A 17,455-nucleotide genomic window follows, 5' to 3' on the forward strand; every position below is an offset into this window, starting at 1 on the left:
CTTTCTATCGCCAGGATTTCAGGAACATTACATTTTTCTTATCTTCATGTCAGAGGGCATCAAACTCGGCACACTCTTGATCGTCCACTGCAGCGGAGCGAGTACATGAGGATTTTGATTGTCGAAGATGAGCCTAAAACAGGTGAGTACCTGCGCCAAGGACTGACCGAGGCTGGCTACATTGCTGACCTCGTCCCAAATGGCTCAGACGGCTTACATCTGGCTCTGCAAGGTGAATACTCCTTGGTGATCTTGGATGTCATGCTGCCGGGCCTCAATGGTTGGCAGGTGCTCCAGTCTCTGCGTGATCGGGGACTACATATGCCGGTCCTGTTTCTTACTGCACGGGACCATGTCGAGGACCGTGTCAAAGGACTAGAGCTCGGCGCTGATGATTACCTGGTAAAGCCGTTTTCTTTCGCAGAGCTACTCGCCAGAGTTCGCATTATTCTTAGACGTGGACATCCGGCCAATGAAGGTACTACTCTGACTGTTGCAGATCTCGAGCTAGACCTGCTGCGTCGCCGCGTATCTCGCAACGGCAAACGTGTTGACCTCACAGCCAAAGAGTTCGGACTCTTGGAGTTGCTGATGCGCCGACATGGTGAAGTGCTGCCACGTTCATTGATCGCATCGCAGGTATGGGACATGAATTTCGACAGCGACACCAACGTCATTGAGGTGGCCATGCGCCGTCTGCGGGCAAAAATTGACGAAGGCCACTCGATCAAACTGATCCAGACCGTACGAGGAATGGGCTATGTGCTTGAAGTCCCCGAGGAGGAATAGGTGCAGCGTCTCACTCGCAAGGTAAAGCTCTCTTTAACGATTCGCTTGGCCCTCTGCTTCACGGCTGTTGCGGCAGCCGTAGTGCTAGGTTTAGGCGGCCTATTTCTAGTCGTTACAGAAAAGCATTTCGTGGAATTGGACCGAATGACGCTTCAGGACAAGCGCCATTTGATCGAGAAAATTCTCCAGAACACCAAGTCGGTCGATGATGCTCGTTGGCGTTTAAATGAGGCACTGAACTATCACGAGGATCTTCAAGTCCAGGTGAAAGATGCCCAAGGAGAAACCGTATTTCAATCGCCCGCATCCGGCTTTGCAGTGCCGGATCGCAACTCGGCTTCTATCGACAAGGAAGGATCGTTTGGGGTGTGGCGGCATGCAGACGCAGAATTCCACATCTTGAGCTTTGAGACGCTACCGGCCTACGCACCGTCACCATTAAAGGTACTGATCGCAGCAGACACCAAGCATCACATTCAATTCCTCAACGGAATTCGCACAAGCTTTGCCATTTATGTGATCGCAGCAATTTTGCTGTGCTCACTTCTGTCTTGGCTCGCCGCTCGACAAGGGCTGGCACCGCTGCGAGAAATGAAATCACGTGCGGCCGTTGTGACGGGACAGAAGATGAGTGAACGCATGCCGGTCGAGGCTGTACCCGTAGAAATGGCCGATTTGGCGCATGAGCTCAATCGCATGCTGGATCGGTTGCAGGACGATTTTCAGCGACTGACAGATTTCGCGTCTGATCTGGCCCATGAACTACGCACGCCCATCAGCAACCTGTTGACGCAGACTCAGGTTGTGCTGGCATCCAAGCGTGACGCCGCGACATACCGAGACATTCTTGCCTCTAATGCCGAAGAGTTTCAGCGTTTGGCTCGTATGGTGTCAGACATGCTTTTTCTGGCCAAAACTGAACGGGGCGTAAGCCTGCCGCGCAAGGAGCAATTTTCGGCACAGCAAGAATCGTATGCATTGCTGGAGTTCTACGAGGCTGTCGCTGAAGAAAAGCAAATTCATTTGAAGTTAAAAGGCGATGGACTCGTTGATGGTGATCGACTGATGTTCCATCGTGCTGTGAGTAATTTGCTATCTAATGCTTTGCGCTACACGCCGCATGCAGGCATGGTCACCATCGACATTGAGACCGCAGCTTCCTGGACACTTGTCACTGTGGAAAATACAGGGCAGGACATTGATCCCAAAGTCCTGCCCAGGTTATTTGACCGCTTCTACCGAGCTGACCCTTCCAGGGCTCATCCGGACTCAGACGGTAGCGGATTGGGTTTGGCCATCACCCGAGCAATTGCCGAAGCTCATGGAGGCTCCATTACCGCCACTTCAGCCGATGGACGAACTCGCTTCACCTTGAAATTCCCCACTCCGCAGCCGACTTCCTAAGCAGATCAGAAAACAGGCTTTTCTTGAAAGCAAGAAGACACTATCCGCAGCAAGATGTCTTTGCTGAAGTTGAGCCGCAGCATTTCGTCTGCGGCTTCTCAGCATTTGCCTGCTCGGCTTCGGCTAACGCCAATAATTCTGGAGTGTATCCAGCGGTCTGGATGGCCAACATGTAGTCGGCGTCGCTCAGATCGCCAGAGACTTGCACCGTTTTATCTCGCGCATTCACTCCGATCTTTGCTTCATCATCGATCGCCAAAATGGAGCGCTGAATCCGCGCGGCACAGGCACCACATTTCATGTCATTGATGCGAAAAATAGCCATTACGTACTCCTTTAAAGCTTGTGGCTAAAGTTTCATCCTTCACATGATGTGAATGTCAAGTATCTGTCTGCACATGCACTGGAGCACGCTGTGTACGTCAACTACGTTGGTCTTCGCTTTTCGCTTTGGGTTTATTGGTATGCAGATTTGGGGTAAGAGCTGCCGCGAAAAAGCTGACAACAATGTCACCGGACAGACCTGATTTTGTTGGGCTCCGACTCCTAAGATCAACCCATCTTCTCCTCACCTTGATCAAGGTCCAGGAGATGTGTTCATCAACTGTCTTAGGAGCCAACCATGTCTCAAAACCGCATCTCCATTTCCTCCGTACTCGCAAGCGTTGCTGCCGTTGTCACCCTGGCTCTTCCTGGAATGGCCTCTGCAGCCTACGAGCATCCAGCCAACAATGAACAAGGCGTGATCGTGCATCCGGAGCACTTTGTAAGCCAGAAAACCCGAGCTCAAGTCAAGGCCGAGACTGAAGCTGCCATGAAGCAGGGCCGCCTTTCTTACGGTGAAAGCAATTTCCCACGTGGAACTCCCGAGACAGGATCGAGCAAAACCCGCGAGCAAGTGATCAACGAAACGCGTAATGAATCGCCAGCTGCGCGAGATGCTCGCCTCCAATCATTTGCAGGCTGATCTCCATCAAAGACGCATGCATCGCGGATGCAGCTCTTTCCTGCATTTTTGTTCCGATCTACCGCAGAGGCCTCAAGCAACAGAGGCCTCTGCATGTAGAACATAAGCTTGAGCTAACTACAAATTTCCCGGAAGAATTTCGGCCCAGATGATCGCAATCATCACTTAGGGGGGCGACACTGGGTTCAACGATGCGCGGACTCACCGAGGCGGATATCGCTACCGAGCATCACATTGCATGTTTCCTCATCCATTAACTTGAGGATGGGACAGGACACCGCCTTCTTCAGAACTGAGTTGTGCATACGGTGTCGCGCTTCCTTCAGACACAGCTGTAGCGTTTGCTCCTAGGATGCGAGTTAACCACTGGCTTGCCGAAGATCTGTAGCAATTAAAGATCGGTAGCAACGTATGGCCTTCACCGCGTACCCCTGGTAGATTGACTACACTAACTGCTGCCATGCTACGAAGTCGCATTCACCGCCTATCCACCGCAGTCCTTGTGGCGCTTTCGCTGCTGTTCGCACAGTTGGCGTTGGCGGGTTACGTCTGCCCACAGGAGGAAGGCGTTGATGCAATGACGGCCAGGATGGAGGCCGGCATACCATGCGAAGGTATGGACCAACAGCAACCGGTTCTGTGTCATCAGTACACCAATGCCCCGGATGTGACCTTCGAAGCAGTCAAACTGCCCGTGGCGTCATTACCTGCCATCGTGCAGGTGTTGGAACTGCCGCTAGTGCTCGAATTTGATGCTGCACTTGCAGTGTCCTGGCCCATCACCTTGGAGGTTCGACCGCCTCCGGACCCTCTTTTTCTCTCTACTCTCAGACTCAGAGTCTGATCACTCCGTCGACTGACTGGTGCTGGCATGGCTTGTCCATACGCCGGCGATGCCCTCATTCGTCCACGGAGTTTCCATGTCCCCTATTTTTTTGCGAGCGGCCTCCCTGGCTGCCGTCTTTCTGCCGGCCGTTGCTGCTGCAGAATCGATTTCATTCGACCAGGCAATAAGCTTGGCCGTCCAACGCTCCGAAGCAGCCCGCGCAGCCCAGGCGGCGATGCAAGGCTCTGTCCATTCCATCCAGGCTGCGGGTCAGCTGCCAGACCCCATGCTGCGGGCCGGCATCGACAATTTCCCGGTTACCGGCTCAGACCGCTTCAGCGGTACCCGTGAGTCCATGACAATGAAGCGCATCGGTGTCAGCCAGGAGTGGCTCTCCGCCGATAAACGAGCCGCGCGCGAAGGTGCGGCTCGTGCAAGAGCCGACCGCGACGCCGTACAAAAAGACATTGCCGAAGCCGAGGCTCGCCTGCAGGCCAGCATGGCGTATGTCGATGCTTGGTTCGCCACTGAAGCACTCAAGCTAACCACCCAGACCGAACATCACTTGCACGAGGAGCTGAATGCGGCAAAAAGCCGCATAGCAGCTGCCACAGGCAACAGCGCAGAAGCGTTGCAACTCCTATCCGCCAAAGGGATTGCAGAGGATGAAAGTGAAGAGGTTCGCCAACAGCAGTCTGCAGCCATGGTCAGTCTGCAACGCTGGATCGGCGTTCTTCCCGACGCTCTCAACAAGCCACCGACCTTCCCGGTTCCCGAGGAGCGGGACTACGTGGCGAGATATCCAGCCGTCGCAGGCTTAAAAAGCGACGTCGAAATTGCTCGCCAGAGTGCAAACGTCGCAGCCAAGGAGCGCTCTCCCAACTGGACCTGGGAAGTGTCCTACGGCCAGCGCACTGGCTATTCCGATTTGGTTTCAGTCGGCGTCAGCATCCCGCTCCAAATCGCACCAAGCCAGCGCCAAGACCGCGAAACCTCGGCCAAGCTGGCCATGGTCGACAAAGCAGAGGCTGACCTGACGGAGGGAATGCGCGCAGCCATGGCCGATTACCGCACCTTGACTAGCGACGCCGCGCGCCTGCAGCAGCGTATCGAGAGATACCAAGGCTCCGTAGTGACTCCGGCCAGACAGCGCACTTCCGCCGCCCTGGCAGCCTACCGCTCAAATCAATTGGCCCTGACCGCCGTGTTTGAGGCACGACATGCCGAGGTCGAAGCTCAGAGAAAACTCCTCGCACTGCAGCGTGATTTGGTACGTACGCAGGCCCAACTGAACCTCAAACCCATCGCTCATGGAGGTGCCCAATGAAGCGCACAGCACTGGTCACTTCATTGGTTACGGCAGGCGTACTGCTGGCAGCCGGTGGCTTCTTTATTGGCCGCTTGACCTCCGAAGGCGCTGCCCCCCAGGCCGTAGCCGCCTCGGAATCCAAGGCTCCCACAGGCGAGCGCAAGATTCTCTACTGGCATGACCCCATGGTGCCGGGACCACGCTTTGACAAGCCCGGCAAGTCGCCATTCATGGACATGCAATTGGTGCCCGTCTATGCGGACGATGCCAATGACACAGGTGTCAAAGTCAGCTCAACGGTGCAGCAGAACCTCGGCATCCGGACCACGATGGTCAAGCGAGCCAACATCGGTGCGTCGTTCGATGCCGTTGGAACGGTACAGTTCGATGAGCGTCTGAGTGTCGCTGTCCAGAGCCGTGTTACCGGCTATGTCGAGCATTTGGCAGTACGTGCTCCAATGGAGCAAGTGCGGAAAGGTCAGGCGCTGGCCACCATTTTTGCGCCAGAGTGGCTGGGTCCGCAGAACGAGCTGCTCGCACTCAAGCGCGCAGGTGTGCCCCTGGAACTTATTACGGCAGCACGTGAGCGCATGCGCGCCATGTCCATCCCCGCAGAACTGGTCCGCAAGACTGAGGAAACCGGGGTCGCCCAGGCTCGCTACCCCTTGCAGGCTCCGGTAAATGGCGTGGTGACGGAACTCGGTGTTCGGGAAGGAGCCCAGGTGTCACCTGGCCTGACGTTATTCCGCATCTCCGGCCTGGAAAAGGTCTGGGCCGTAGCTGAAGTGCCGGAGGCACAAGCCGTACGCCTGACGCGTGGCCAGAAGGTCAAGGCCGTTCTGCAAGCCGATGCATCCCAAACCTTCGACGGCGAATTGAAGGAGATCCTACCGCAGGTCAACGCCAGCACGCGCACCTTGCAGGCACGATTCGAGGTCGATAACCGCAGCGGCAAACTGATACCGGGGTTGCTGCTGCGCTTGCAGGTTGGCGGGGCTCCAACCTCTCGCCTGGTCGTGCCTGCTGAAGCCGTCATCCGTACCGGCACCCGTGCATTGGTCATCGTCCGCAAGGAGTCTGACAACTTCGAGCCTCGGGAAATCAAACTGGGCGAGGACTTGGGTGATCAATTGGAGGTGCTGCAAGGCTTGCGCGAAGGCGAGGAAGTAATTACCAGCGGCCAATTCCTGGTGGACTCCGAAGCGCGGCTCAAGTCAGCTCTGGGAGCCATGGAAGCCGGCCAACCCCAACCTGTGCCTGCTACGGCCACCGAAGCCTCGGACATCTACCGCGCCGAGGGCAAGGTGGAAAGCATCGATGACGACGGGATCACGATCTCGCATGGTCCCGTACCCAAACTCAAGTGGCCCGCCATGACAATGAGCTTTGGCAAGGCCGACTCGATAACGCTCACGGGTTTGAAGCCAGGAGATCTGGTGCGCTTCGAGTTCCGAAAAGGCGGGCCCCTAGATTGGGAAGTCGTCTCCGTGCAGAAAAGCGGCAGTGACGCAGGAACCACCGGAGGCGCCAAGTGATTGCTACCCTTATCCGTTGGTCCATCGCCAACCGCTTTTTGGTGTTGGTCGTCACAGCGTTCCTTGTGGCGGCAGGCATCTGGTCGGCATCTCGCACTCCAGTCGATGCACTGCCAGACCTGAGCGACGTGCAGGTAATCGTCCGCACCACCTATCCAGGCAAACCACCTCAGGTGGTGGAAGACCTCGTGACCTACCCGCTGACCACGACCATGTTGAGCGTACCTGGGGCTAAAACCGTCCGAGGCTATTCGTTCTTTGGCGACTCCTTCGTCTACATCCTGTTCGACGACAAGACCGATCCGTACTGGGCACGGTCACGGGTGGTGGAGTATCTGAACCAGGTGCAAAGCCGCTTACCAGTAGGTGCGACAGCCGCGCTAGGCCCGGATGCCACAGGTGTGGGCTGGGTCTACGAGTACGCGCTGGTCGACCGCAGCGGCCATAACGATATTGGACAGCTGAGAGCCCTCAACGACTGGTTTCTGAAATTCGAGCTGAAAACCGTTCCGGATGTGGCAGAAGTCGCCAGCATCGGCGGCATGGTCCGCCAATACCAGGTGGTGCTCGACCCGGACCGGATGCGAGTGCTCGGCATTACGCAGTCCATGGTCGTGCAGGCTCTGCAGAAGGCCAATCAGTCGTCGGGCGGTTCGGTAGTGGAAATGGCCGAGACCGAGTACATGGTGCGCTCGCGCGGATTCCTTCAATCACTGGAGGACTTCCGTACCATCCCGCTCACCCTCAGCGGAGCGACACCTGTGCTGCTGAAAGACGTGGCCACCGTCCAGATTGGCCCAGAAATGCGCCGAGGCATCGCCGAACTGGATGGCGAGGGTGAAGTCACGGGCGGTGTGGTGGTCATGCGCTCCGGAAAGAATGCCCGTGCCACCATCGAAGCCGTCAAAGCCAAGCTGGAGAAGCTAAAGCCCAGTCTGCCCAAAGGCGTTGAGGTGGTGGAAACCTATGACCGCTCCCAGCTCATTGATCGTGCGGTCGACAACCTGCGTGTCAAGCTCCTGGAGGAGTTCGCCGTCGTCGCCGTAGTCTGTGCCATCTTCCTATTCCACCTGCGCTCCGCGCTGGTGGCCGTTGTAACGCTGCCTATTGGGGTGCTAGCGGCTTTCGGCGTGATGCACTGGCAAGGCGTGAGCGCGAACATTCTCTCGCTGGGCGGTGTGGCCATTGCTCTAGGGGCCATGGTCGACGCCTCTGTGGTCTTGGTCGAAGCTGCGCACAAGCATCTGGAGCACTTTGAAGAACGACATGGACGCCCGCCGTCCGTGGCCGAGCGCTGGGAACTGATCGCTCAATCGGCCGTGGAGGTTGGCCCAGCGCTGTTCTTTTCGTTGCTGGTCATCACCCTGTCATTCCTGCCCGTGTTCACACTGGAGGCCCAAGAAGGACGGCTGTTCTCGCCGCTAGCCTTCACCAAGACCTACGCGATGGCTGCTGCTGCCGGCCTCTCGATAACGCTGGTTCCGGTGCTGATGGGATACCTCATTCGCGGGCGCATACCTAAGGAAACTGCGAACCCGATCAATCGCGGCCTGATTGCGCTCTACCGACCGGCTCTCGAGCTAGTCTTGCGCTTCCCTATAGCAACGCTGCTGGCAGCGGCATTGGCCCTGGCTATCACCGCAATTCCGGTCATGCGGCTGGGCGGTGAGTTCATGCCGCCGCTGGACGAAGGCGATCTGCTGTACATGCCCTCGGCGTTGCCTGGTATTTCGGTCTCAAAGGCCGCAGAGTTGTTGCAACAGACAGACCGGCTTATCAAAACAGTGCCCGAGGTTAAGCGTGTGTTCGGCAAGGCGGGACGGGCCGATACCGCCACCGATCCAGCGCCATTGGAAATGTTCGAGACCACCATCCAGTTCAAATCGCGCGAGCAATGGCGCCCTGGCATGACGCCAGAGAAACTGGTCGAGGAACTCGACCGGGTGGTCAAGGTGCCGGGCCTGTCTAACGTATGGGTGCCGCCCATCCGCAACCGCATCGACATGCTGGCCACCGGCATCAAGAGCCCCGTGGGTATTAAGGTCGCCGGACCAGACCTCGCCACCATCGACAAGCTCGCGGCACAGATTGAATCCGCCGTGCGCGGAGTGCCTGGTGTTTCTTCCGCATTGGCCGAACGCTTGACTGGGGGCCGGTACATTGACGTGGATGTAGACCGACAAGCCGCTGCACGGTTCGGACTTTCTGTGGCCGACGTGCAGGCGGTCATAGCCACCGCCATCGGTGGTGAGAATGTCGGAGAAGTCATTCAAGGTCGAGAGCGCTTTCCGGTGAACGTCCGCTACCCGCGCGAAATCCGCGATTCGCTGGAACGCCTGCGCAAGCTGCCTTTCGTGACTGACAAAGGCGCCACCGTGCTCCTGCAGGACGTCGCCAAGATCGTCATCGCAGAAGGCCCGCCCATGATCCGTAGCGAAAACGCACGACTCTCGGGCTGGGTGTATGTGGATGTGCGTGGCCGGGACTTGCGCTCCGTCGTCCATGACATGCAAGCCGTTGTCGCCAAGCAGGTGGCAATGCCTGCCGGCTATGCCTTGTCGTGGTCTGGCCAATTCGAGTATTTGGAGCGGGCTACGGAACGCCTGAAAATCGTCGTACCACTCACTTTGGCCGTCATCTTCATGCTGCTCTACGTGCTGTTTCGCAGCGCAGGCGATGCCGCATTGGTCATGGCAGCAGTTCCATTCTCGCTGGTCGGTGGGTTCTGGTTCATCTGGGCGCTCGGTCACGCAGTGTCAGTGGCCTCGGCCGTGGGGTTCATTGCCCTGGCCGGCGTTGCCGCCGAGTTTGGCGTCGTGATGCTGGTCTACCTGCAGAACGCCTGGAAACAGCATCTGGCCGCAGGCGAGCCGGACAATGAGGCAACGTTGCTGGCCGCCATTCGCGAGGGAGCCGTCATGCGCGTGCGGCCGAAGGCCATGACCGTAGCGGTAGTGATGGCGGGTCTGCTTCCCATTCTGGTTGGACACGGCACCGGCTCGGAAGTTATGACCCGCATCGCCGCTCCGATGGTCGGCGGCATGGTCACAGCCCCGCTCCTGAGCATGCTGGTCATCCCAGCTGCCTGGTACTTGATCCATCGCAAGCGTCCAACTGCAGAGCGCCCCCCCCTCAAACCTTGAAGCATCTGCAATCAAGGCTTCATAACCATTACACCTTGGAAGATAGAACCATGAAAACAGCCCACATCCTTACCGCAGCCGTCGCGTTAGCAGCGTTCACAACAACTCATGCGCAGGACATGAAAATGCCGATGCAGCCTGCAGCCCGAGCCACTTCGGCCAGCATGCCCCTCGTTGATGGCGAGGTTCGCAAAATCGACGCTCAAAAGAACCTCATCGTATTGCGTCACGGAGATATTCCGAACCTGGCCATGCCTGCCATGACCATGGGATTTGAGGTAGCCGACAAAAAGATGCTCGACGGCCTGAAGGTCGGCGACAAGGTTAAATTCCAGGCCGAGGCTATCAAGGGCAAGGCGATGGTCACGGAACTGAAACCGAACCATTGATAGAAAAAGGGACTGCCATGTAAATCGCAGTCCCTTTGTTGTAAAGCCTCGTTTAAACCGCAAACCCTGATAGCTATGCATCAGGTCTGCTATCCGTCATTGCGCTATATTTTCCGGCTTCCGTTGAGCATTTCGGAAAAAGAAGGCCAGCACGAACAGAAGAACCAGGCCCTGCGCGACAAGCCCGATCACTGAAGGGAAAATGCCTAACACTTCCAAACGAGGTGCTGGCAAAGCACTGGGAGCAATCCATCCTGCTTCCTGCAACGCGGCAATTCCCTTCCCGGTTAACACCACCGCCAAAACTGCGACCAGCCAAGAACTTACAGAGAAGAATTTACCAATTGGCAGCTTGGCGCTGTATCGCAGCAGCAGAACCGTTATCAGCGCAAGACACAGCACGCCCACCCCAAGGCCTGCAAGGATTGCTCCATCATTTCCTTGGCCCCACATTGCGGCGAAGAACAAGATGGTCTCGAATACTTCACGGTACACGGCGACGAATGCCAGACCAAACATAAAGAAGGCCGAACGGCGATTCAGTGCAGCAGACATGCGCTCTCGCAGATACGCCTGCCACTGACCAGCGACGCTCTTTTGGTGCATCCAGATACCCACACTCAAAAGCACTGCCGCTGCAAACAGGCTGGAAAGCCCTTCGGTGACCTCACGATTGGCACCGCTGATCGAAACTGCATACGTCGCAATAGCCCAGGTGACGCCACCTGCAGCCAATGCTCCGAGCCAGCCAGCGTGTACATAAGGCAGAACATCAGGACGCTTTGCCTGGCGCAGGAAGGCGATCATTGCGACAACGACTAAAAGCGCTTCGAGGCCCTCACGAAGTAGGATAGTCAAGCTGCCGAAGAATGCCGCGGTCGCGTCAGTGCTAGATTCAGTGAGAACCTGATCCGCCGCATTAAATAGATCCTGAATACCGATAGCTGCCGTTTCAATCTCTTGAGCCGAAGCCTTCGACGCAATCAACGAGCGATACTGACCCATAGCCACTTCAATGCGGGTCTTCAGTGTTCCGTCTCTTGTTGCCAGAGCTTGTTCGAAGGGCTCGACTCCATCTAAATAGGAAGACAAAGCAAACTCGGCTGCCTCCTTTGGTTTGCCGTCCTTGATGGCTGCAACACTCTGATTCAGTCGTTCACGGGCAAGCGTCAGGCTCTTTACACGCGGAGCAGAAAGCGAATCCGGATGAGCCTGAAGAAAAGCTACAGTGGCCTTGGCCTGGTCCTCTCCCAGAGAGTCCGCCAACTCTGCCTCAGTTAGACGAACAAAATGATCCATGCCTGCGACCTCAGTCCGGATCTTCTCTGACTCCTTCCAAAGTAGCTGCCCTTGTTGGCGTTGGTGATCATCATGAGCGAAAGTTCCTAGGAACATCGCCACAGACCAACGGTCCTCCTCTGAAAGCTGTGCAAATGCGGGCATTGCTGTACCTGCGATTCCCTGACTCACCGCCTGGTAGAGCGCGAAAACACTGCGCTGACGGGCACGGTCATGGTCCGTGAACGCAATGGGTTTGGGGTCAAGCTGCTTGGCTAAAACTCCGTCCCCATTTCCTGATGCACCATGACAAGCAGCACAGTTGGCCGCATACACAGAAGCACCCAATTGGAGATTCGGAACTGAGGTCGGGGCCAGTGGGACTGGATATACGGCAATCACGTGATTGGCTAGGCCCTTTGCCAAGCTCCCCACAGTAGCAGGATCTGACTTGGTCGCAATTGCAGCCTGTAGAGCTTCGCTCTCTTTCAGTAGCGTCTGGCGCTCCGGCTTTTCCTCCAGAGAACTGATCTTGTTGCGAGCTGTCTGTGCAAACTCCTGCATTTCGTCATACTCAGATGGTGCGATCACCTTTCCATCTTGCACAGCACCGCCATAGTCCACCGCGAGATAGTCAAGTATCTGCCACACACGACGCACGTCAGCTTCAGAAGCACTGGCAACTGCAGCCCAACTCACTGCGAGAAGCAATAGGCAAGTTGCAAGAACCTTTCGTGCAACGTGAGAGGTGGCTGGGTATGCCACGTAAGTACGACTCATTTTTGTTCCTGAGCGAAAAGCAGGCCCGTCTTGCGGGCCGAAAAATTGCGTTGAGCAACGCTAGTTAAACGCGGGAGGCTTTAAGAAGGCGAAGGCCATTGAAAACCACCAACAAGCTAGCCCCCATATCTGCAAAGACAGCCATCCACATCGAGGCGTTGCCAAAGACTGCAGAAGCAAAGAATACGGCTTTGATACCAAGGGCAATGGTGATGTTTTGCCAAAGGATTGCATGGGTTCGTTTGGAAAGACGAATGGTTTCAGCCACCTTGCGCAGATCGTCGTTCATGATCAGAACATCGGCAGCTTCCTTAGCCGTATCTGTACCAGCGGCCCCCATGGAAAATCCAATCGAGGCAGCCGCGAGCGAAGGACTGTCGTTCACGCCATCGCCAACCATACCGACGACGTGACCTTCAGCCATCTGCGCGACCCAGGACTGTTTGTCCTGCGGCAACAGATTGGCACGCACTTCATTGATACCAACCTCTCGTCCGATCGCTGCTGCTGTGGCTTCGTTATCGCCGGTCAGCATGACCGTCTGTACACCCAAGGCCTTCAATTCAGCAATGGCTTGCCGACTGGATTCCTTGGTGGTATCAGCGACCGCAAATACTGCGAGTACTTCACTGTCATTGGCAAACAACGACAGTGTGCGACCTTGCAACTCTTGTTCTCGCAGGGCCGCTTCAAGTTCAGATGAACACTGACCGCGTTCGTGAATCCAGCGATGATTGCCCAGCACGTAATTCACGCCACCAATGCTCCCGTGAACTCCTTTGCCCAGTTCCGCAGCGAAGTTCTGAACCTCTATCGCATCATTTGCCAAACCGTTAACAACGGCCTTAGACACGGGATGGTCAGAGCGCTCCGCTAGGCTCTTAGCCCAGCTCAGAACATCGGCTTCGCTGCTGACAGTGGATAGCACTTTGCTAAACACAAGCTTGGGACGCCCCTCGGTAAGAGTTCCCGTCTTATCCAGTCCGAGCATAGACAGCTGACGAGCCTGTTCCAAGTACGCTCCTCCCTTGATGAGGATGCCTCGACGAGCAGCTGCGGCGAGTCCACTGACAACAGTTACTGGGGTGGAAATGACCAAGGCGCATGGGCAGGCGATTACCAGAAGGACCAGTGCCTTGTAGATTGCTGTCATCCACTCCCACCCCAAAAACAAGGGCGTTCCAAGAGCGACCGCTAGAGCCATTACGAAGACTGCTGGCGTGTAGACGGCTGCAAACTTATCCACGAACCGTTGTGTTGGGGCGCGTTGGCTCTGTGCCTCTTCTACCGCATGAATGATCCGCGCCAACACAGTGTCGCTTGCCGGTCTAGTGATACGAAATTCCAGCGAGCCACTTTGGTTGATAGTGCCAGCATAGACATCGTCGCCTGGACTTTTATCCACGGGAACGCTTTCCCCTGTGACAGGAGATTGATCTACCGCACTGTTGCCTGCAATGACACGTCCATCCAAAGCAAACCGTTCACCTGGTTTCACGCGCGCCAATGATCCAACTGGCACCAGTTTCGCGTCCAAGGCGCTCCAAGAGCCATCCGGCTGCTGAATCTCCGCCTGTGACGGCGACAATGCCAGCAAGCCGGCGATGGCGTTGCGCGCTCGATCTACTGACCGAGCCTCAATCAGTTCGGCCAACGAATACAGCGCCATGACCATCGCGGCCTCAGGCCATTGTCCGATGAGAAATGCGCCAATCACTGCGACGCTCATCAGCGCATTGATATTTAACTGCCACCGCAATAGCGCACCAAGCCCTTTCTTGAAAACAGAAAGTCCAGATAGTGCAATGGCCATCGCCGCGACGCCCATACCAAGCCCCTTCCACGGCAGGCTGTCGGGCGCAAAAAAGTGGACGCCTTCTGCGAGTATTGCAACTACCAATGCTGCGATCAGGCGATTCAATTCAGTGCGTTGAGCTTGAGCCGTTTGCTCTGCCGACAAGGGAGCACTAAGCACTTCAGACTTGAATCCAGCGTTCAACAGCTCCTGGATGATCGAGTCTTTGGCCGACTCAGGGGCGTCTACGGACAACATGCGTGCGGGTAGATTGAACTGCAGTCTCCGCACTCCCGAAATGCCTTCGAGTGCGCGACGGATCTGCCCTTCTTCTGTAGGGCAGTCCATCGCGGGTACTCTCAGAAGTAATCCGCCCTCGATTGCATCAACCTTTGCGGTTGAGACTGGGAGCGTAAGGGGTGTTTCACATGCCGAGCCTCCGCAGCTTGTGCCCTCACACGAGCTATTGGATACGCGTGCAACTAAGTCAGCTTGCAACTGAGAATTCGACGTTTCTGGCTCAGCTTCAAACCCTAGTCGATTGATCGCTTCGATCACCGAAGGCCAGGATGTCTGGGTGGCATCTACGAACAGCTTGCGCTGTGCCAAATCGAAACGCATTCCCGACACGCCGACAACCTGCTCCACTGCGGCTCGAATAGGTCGCTCCTCGTTAGGGCAGTCCATTGATGGAATGTGCAGTCGCAATTCCTTCGGACTCACATCAGCATTCGGCTGCGCAGCAATGGGAGACGTCACTTCACATGCAGCGCTACTGCAAGGGGAATCTCCACAGTGTGTGCTTCCAGTTGAGATATCCGTTTTGCAGGCATCTTGTTTGGACAGCGGGGCTAAGGGCTCGACCTGAAAGCCCAACCCTCTGATCGCCTCAATTACCACCGGCCAAGAAGCGCTAGAGGCATCCACAGACAGGGTGCGCTGAGCCAAATCAAAGCGCATCCCAGTGACACCAGCGATTCGCTCTACGGCGTTCCGAATTGGGCGTTCTTCGTTTGGGCAATCCATGGAAGGGATGCGCAAGCTCAGAAATGGCACTGCCTTTGCCTCTGGAACACTGGACTGCTCGATTGACTGGTCGTCGATACAACTTAATGAGCAACCGCCCGAGCAGGTAGCAGGCTCGTGTGAAGCGGTTGTCGAAGGTGTTAGGCATGTAGGAGTGGTACTCATGACATCATTAGAAAACCTGTACCTACTACAGAGTCAAGCCCAAAAACCTTAAAATTTCCAAGCATTCACTTTGCGAGCACTCGATGAAAATTGGCGAGCTTTCCGTCTCCTCGTCCACGCCGGTAGAAACAATTCGCTTTTATGAGCGAGAAGGATTGTTGCCTGCACCTGCTCGGACCCAAGGGAACTTTCGGATCTACGAATCTTCGCATCTGGAGCGACTTCAAATGATTCGCCATTGCCGCAGCCTAGACATGTCTCTCGCCGAGGTGCGTGTACTACTTCGGTTTCGAGACGACCCCGGTGCTGCTTGTGGTGATGTCAACGCCTTGCTGGATGCGCATATCAGCCAAGTCTATGAGCGAATTAAGGAGTTGCATCTTCTACAAAAGCAACTCCAAGATCTACGCAAACGCTGTGGTGAGGAGCGAACTGCTCAACATTGCGGAATCCTTGCCGGCCTAAATGAGCACCTTCAGATTCATCCCGTATGACTGTGATAGCAAAGGCTTGACGGACGTGGAGATCGGAGACGCTTGCGCCATACAGCTACACACAAGATTGCAACACTCCTACCGCCTAAGCGGTAGTTAGTGTGTTGCATCTACGACTGCTAATGGGCGGCTCTTTGGCAGATCATCGAATGACTGGTCATGGCCGAGAGCAGCATTTCGTCGTTGCCTACGACAGCAGTCCTTCAAGCAATTGCTGCCCAGCTGAATCCACAGCCAATAGTGGCCTGCGAGACGCCTACGCCAAGCGTAGGTTCAACTAGCTCCGGCGATCCGATCCAGCTCTCGGCAAACAGCCAGCCTTGCTGTCACAACAGCACTGGTGGAAGAAAGGGCGTTGAACAACACTTGTCCATCTCTCACAAGCCCAGGCATTGTCTGTCTATCGTTGGCCTCTGCCGTGTTGCGGCATGGCACCATTGAGCCTTTCGATTGTGGAAAGAGGATCTCGATGCTGATCAATTGCGTGGCCTACGAAAAGGGATCCAAGCTGGCAGATATCGCTGTCGCCGATATCAGCGAGTACATCGCAAGGCCTGACTGCTTTGTCTGGGTAGCCTTGTCCGATGCGACGTCGGCTGAGCTGGACGAAATGCGTGCAGAGTTCAATCTGCACGAACTCGCCGTGGAGGATGCCAGCCACGGACACCAAAGGCCCAAGATCGAGGAATACGGCCAGTCCCTCTTCGCAGTCATGCATCTTCTGGAGCCTGATACCGCTCAACCCGGCCAATTCAACCTGGGCGAGGTGGATGTATTTATCGGCTCCAACTACGTTCTGTCGGTCCGCAATCGCAGCAAACAAGGTTTTCTGGGAGTGCGGGATCGCTGCGAGAAAGAGCCCGAACTACTTAAACACGGCTCAGGTTTTGTCTTGTACGCGCTGATGGACGCAGTCGTTGACCGCTACTTCCCCATCATTGAAGCCCTGGAAGCCGAGCTGGAAGCGGTCGAGCTACAGATTTTCACCCAGCGGGCTGCACGCGAGAGCATCAAGCAGCTGTATGGGCTGAAACAACGTGTCATGATCCTCAAGCACGCGGTTGCTCCATTGCTGGAGGCCGTGAGCAAGCTCCACGGCGGACGTGTGCCCCAGGTCTGCGCGGGATCGCAGGACTACTTCCGCGATGTAGCTGACCACCTGGTTCGCATCAACGGCCTCATCGAAGGAATGCGAGACACCATAGCGACCGCCATGCAAGTCAACCTCGCGCTGGTCACAATCGATGAAAGCGAAGTCACCAAACGACTGGCAGCTTGGGCAAGCATCTTTGCAATCTGTACTGCCTTTGTGGGCATCTGGGGAATGAATTTCGAGCATATGCCTGAGTTGAAGTGGCAGTATGGCTACCCTGTTGCACTGCTGCTGATTGTCTGCGTGTGCAGCTATGTCTATTACCGCTTTCGCCGGGCCGGCTGGCTATGACACCAGCTTAGGTCGGTACTGAGCACATCCTTGTGGATGCAGTCATCCGCAAGAAACCATGACCGAGCCGCAGCTGCGCTAAGCACTCCGCCCTGGCATTTCCAACAATTC

Annotated in this window: 12 protein-coding genes; 9 read left to right on the top strand and 3 right to left on the bottom strand. The window is 56.1% G+C overall.

The window, feature by feature from the left end:
• Positions 1-105: 105 nt before the first annotated feature.
• On the top strand, positions 106-789 hold the full coding sequence (locus NOX35_RS14370; RefSeq protein ID WP_019042269.1) for a heavy metal response regulator transcription factor: 684 nt from the start codon (positions 106-108) through the stop codon (positions 787-789).
• Positions 790-2,193, top strand: a complete 1,404-nt coding sequence (locus tag NOX35_RS14375; protein ID WP_019042268.1) for a heavy metal sensor histidine kinase — start codon at positions 790-792, stop codon at positions 2,191-2,193.
• A 40-nt stretch (positions 2,194-2,233) separates the two neighbouring features.
• On the opposite strand, the gene NOX35_RS14380 is transcribed toward NOX35_RS14375, so the two are convergent.
• Positions 2,234-2,518: a heavy-metal-associated domain-containing protein gene (locus NOX35_RS14380; protein ID WP_003055071.1), complete on the bottom strand. Its 285-nt coding sequence runs from the start codon at positions 2,516-2,518 to the stop codon at positions 2,234-2,236.
• A 297-nt stretch (positions 2,519-2,815) separates the two neighbouring features.
• On the opposite strand from NOX35_RS14380, the gene NOX35_RS14385 reads away from it, so the two are divergent.
• The 5 genes from NOX35_RS14385 to NOX35_RS14405 all read left to right on the top strand — a co-directional run bounded on the left by NOX35_RS14385 (position 2,816) and on the right by NOX35_RS14405 (position 10,362).
• Positions 2,816-3,160 carry a DUF4148 domain-containing protein gene (locus tag NOX35_RS14385; protein WP_019042267.1) on the top strand — a complete coding sequence of 115 codons (345 nt, stop codon included), beginning with the start codon at positions 2,816-2,818 and terminating at the stop codon, positions 3,158-3,160.
• A gap of 863 nt (positions 3,161-4,023) precedes the next feature.
• Complete coding sequence (locus NOX35_RS14390) at positions 4,024-5,313, top strand: TolC family protein (protein ID WP_256493705.1); 1,290 nt, start codon at positions 4,024-4,026, stop codon at positions 5,311-5,313.
• The gene (locus tag NOX35_RS14395) at positions 5,310-6,830 is read left to right on the top strand and encodes an efflux RND transporter periplasmic adaptor subunit (protein ID WP_043003149.1); all 1,521 of its coding nucleotides are present in this window, start codon (positions 5,310-5,312) and stop codon (positions 6,828-6,830) included. The genes NOX35_RS14390 and NOX35_RS14395 overlap by 4 nt, the downstream gene beginning before the upstream one ends.
• Positions 6,827-9,973: an efflux RND transporter permease subunit gene (locus NOX35_RS14400; protein WP_043003150.1), complete on the top strand. Its 3,147-nt coding sequence runs from the start codon at positions 6,827-6,829 to the stop codon at positions 9,971-9,973. The genes NOX35_RS14395 and NOX35_RS14400 overlap by 4 nt, the downstream gene beginning before the upstream one ends.
• A 50-nt stretch (positions 9,974-10,023) precedes the next feature.
• Positions 10,024-10,362 carry a copper-binding protein gene (locus NOX35_RS14405; protein WP_019042264.1) on the top strand — a complete coding sequence of 113 codons (339 nt, stop codon included), beginning with the start codon at positions 10,024-10,026 and terminating at the stop codon, positions 10,360-10,362.
• 96 nt (positions 10,363-10,458) lie between these two features.
• On the opposite strand, the gene NOX35_RS14410 is transcribed toward NOX35_RS14405, so the two are convergent.
• Positions 10,459-12,420, bottom strand: a complete 1,962-nt coding sequence (locus NOX35_RS14410; RefSeq protein ID WP_080571243.1) for a cytochrome c/FTR1 family iron permease — start codon at positions 12,418-12,420, stop codon at positions 10,459-10,461.
• 64 nt (positions 12,421-12,484) lie between these two features.
• Positions 12,485-15,175, bottom strand: a complete 2,691-nt coding sequence (locus tag NOX35_RS14415; protein WP_326998620.1) for a heavy metal translocating P-type ATPase — start codon at positions 15,173-15,175, stop codon at positions 12,485-12,487.
• Between the two features lie 314 nt (positions 15,176-15,489).
• Here NOX35_RS14415 and cadR point away from each other — a divergent pair, with 314 nt between their 5' ends.
• Complete coding sequence (gene cadR, locus NOX35_RS14420) at positions 15,490-15,900, top strand: Cd(II)/Pb(II)-responsive transcriptional regulator (protein WP_019042261.1); 411 nt, start codon at positions 15,490-15,492, stop codon at positions 15,898-15,900.
• Positions 15,901-16,369: 469 nt separating this feature from the next.
• Positions 16,370-17,344: a magnesium and cobalt transport protein CorA gene (locus NOX35_RS14425; RefSeq protein WP_256496928.1), complete on the top strand. Its 975-nt coding sequence runs from the start codon at positions 16,370-16,372 to the stop codon at positions 17,342-17,344.
• The last annotated feature ends 111 nt before the right edge of the window (positions 17,345-17,455 follow it).

This window comes from Comamonas sp. C11 (assembly GCF_024496285.1).
GTDB lineage: Bacteria > Pseudomonadota > Gammaproteobacteria > Burkholderiales > Burkholderiaceae_C > Comamonas > Comamonas testosteroni_F.

Excerpts from the sequence above, each read along its gene's own strand:
- NOX35_RS14415 (WP_326998620.1), bottom strand. The coding sequence starts at position 15,175 with ATGCGCTTTGATTTGGCTCAGCGCACCCTGTCTGTGGATGCCTCTAGC.
- NOX35_RS14370 (WP_019042269.1), top strand. The coding sequence starts at position 106 with ATGAGGATTTTGATTGTCGAAGATGAGCCTAAAACAGGTGAGTACCTG.
- cadR (WP_019042261.1), top strand. The coding sequence starts at position 15,490 with ATGAAAATTGGCGAGCTTTCCGTCTCCTCGTCCACGCCGGTAGAAACA.
- NOX35_RS14380 (WP_003055071.1), bottom strand. The coding sequence starts at position 2,518 with ATGGCTATTTTTCGCATCAATGACATGAAATGTGGTGCCTGTGCCGCG.
- NOX35_RS14425 (WP_256496928.1), top strand. The coding sequence starts at position 16,370 with ATGCTGATCAATTGCGTGGCCTACGAAAAGGGATCCAAGCTGGCAGAT.
- NOX35_RS14395 (WP_043003149.1), top strand. The coding sequence starts at position 5,310 with ATGAAGCGCACAGCACTGGTCACTTCATTGGTTACGGCAGGCGTACTG.
- NOX35_RS14405 (WP_019042264.1), top strand. The coding sequence starts at position 10,024 with ATGAAAACAGCCCACATCCTTACCGCAGCCGTCGCGTTAGCAGCGTTC.
- NOX35_RS14410 (WP_080571243.1), bottom strand. The coding sequence starts at position 12,420 with ATGAGTCGTACTTACGTGGCATACCCAGCCACCTCTCACGTTGCACGA.
- NOX35_RS14385 (WP_019042267.1), top strand. The coding sequence starts at position 2,816 with ATGTCTCAAAACCGCATCTCCATTTCCTCCGTACTCGCAAGCGTTGCT.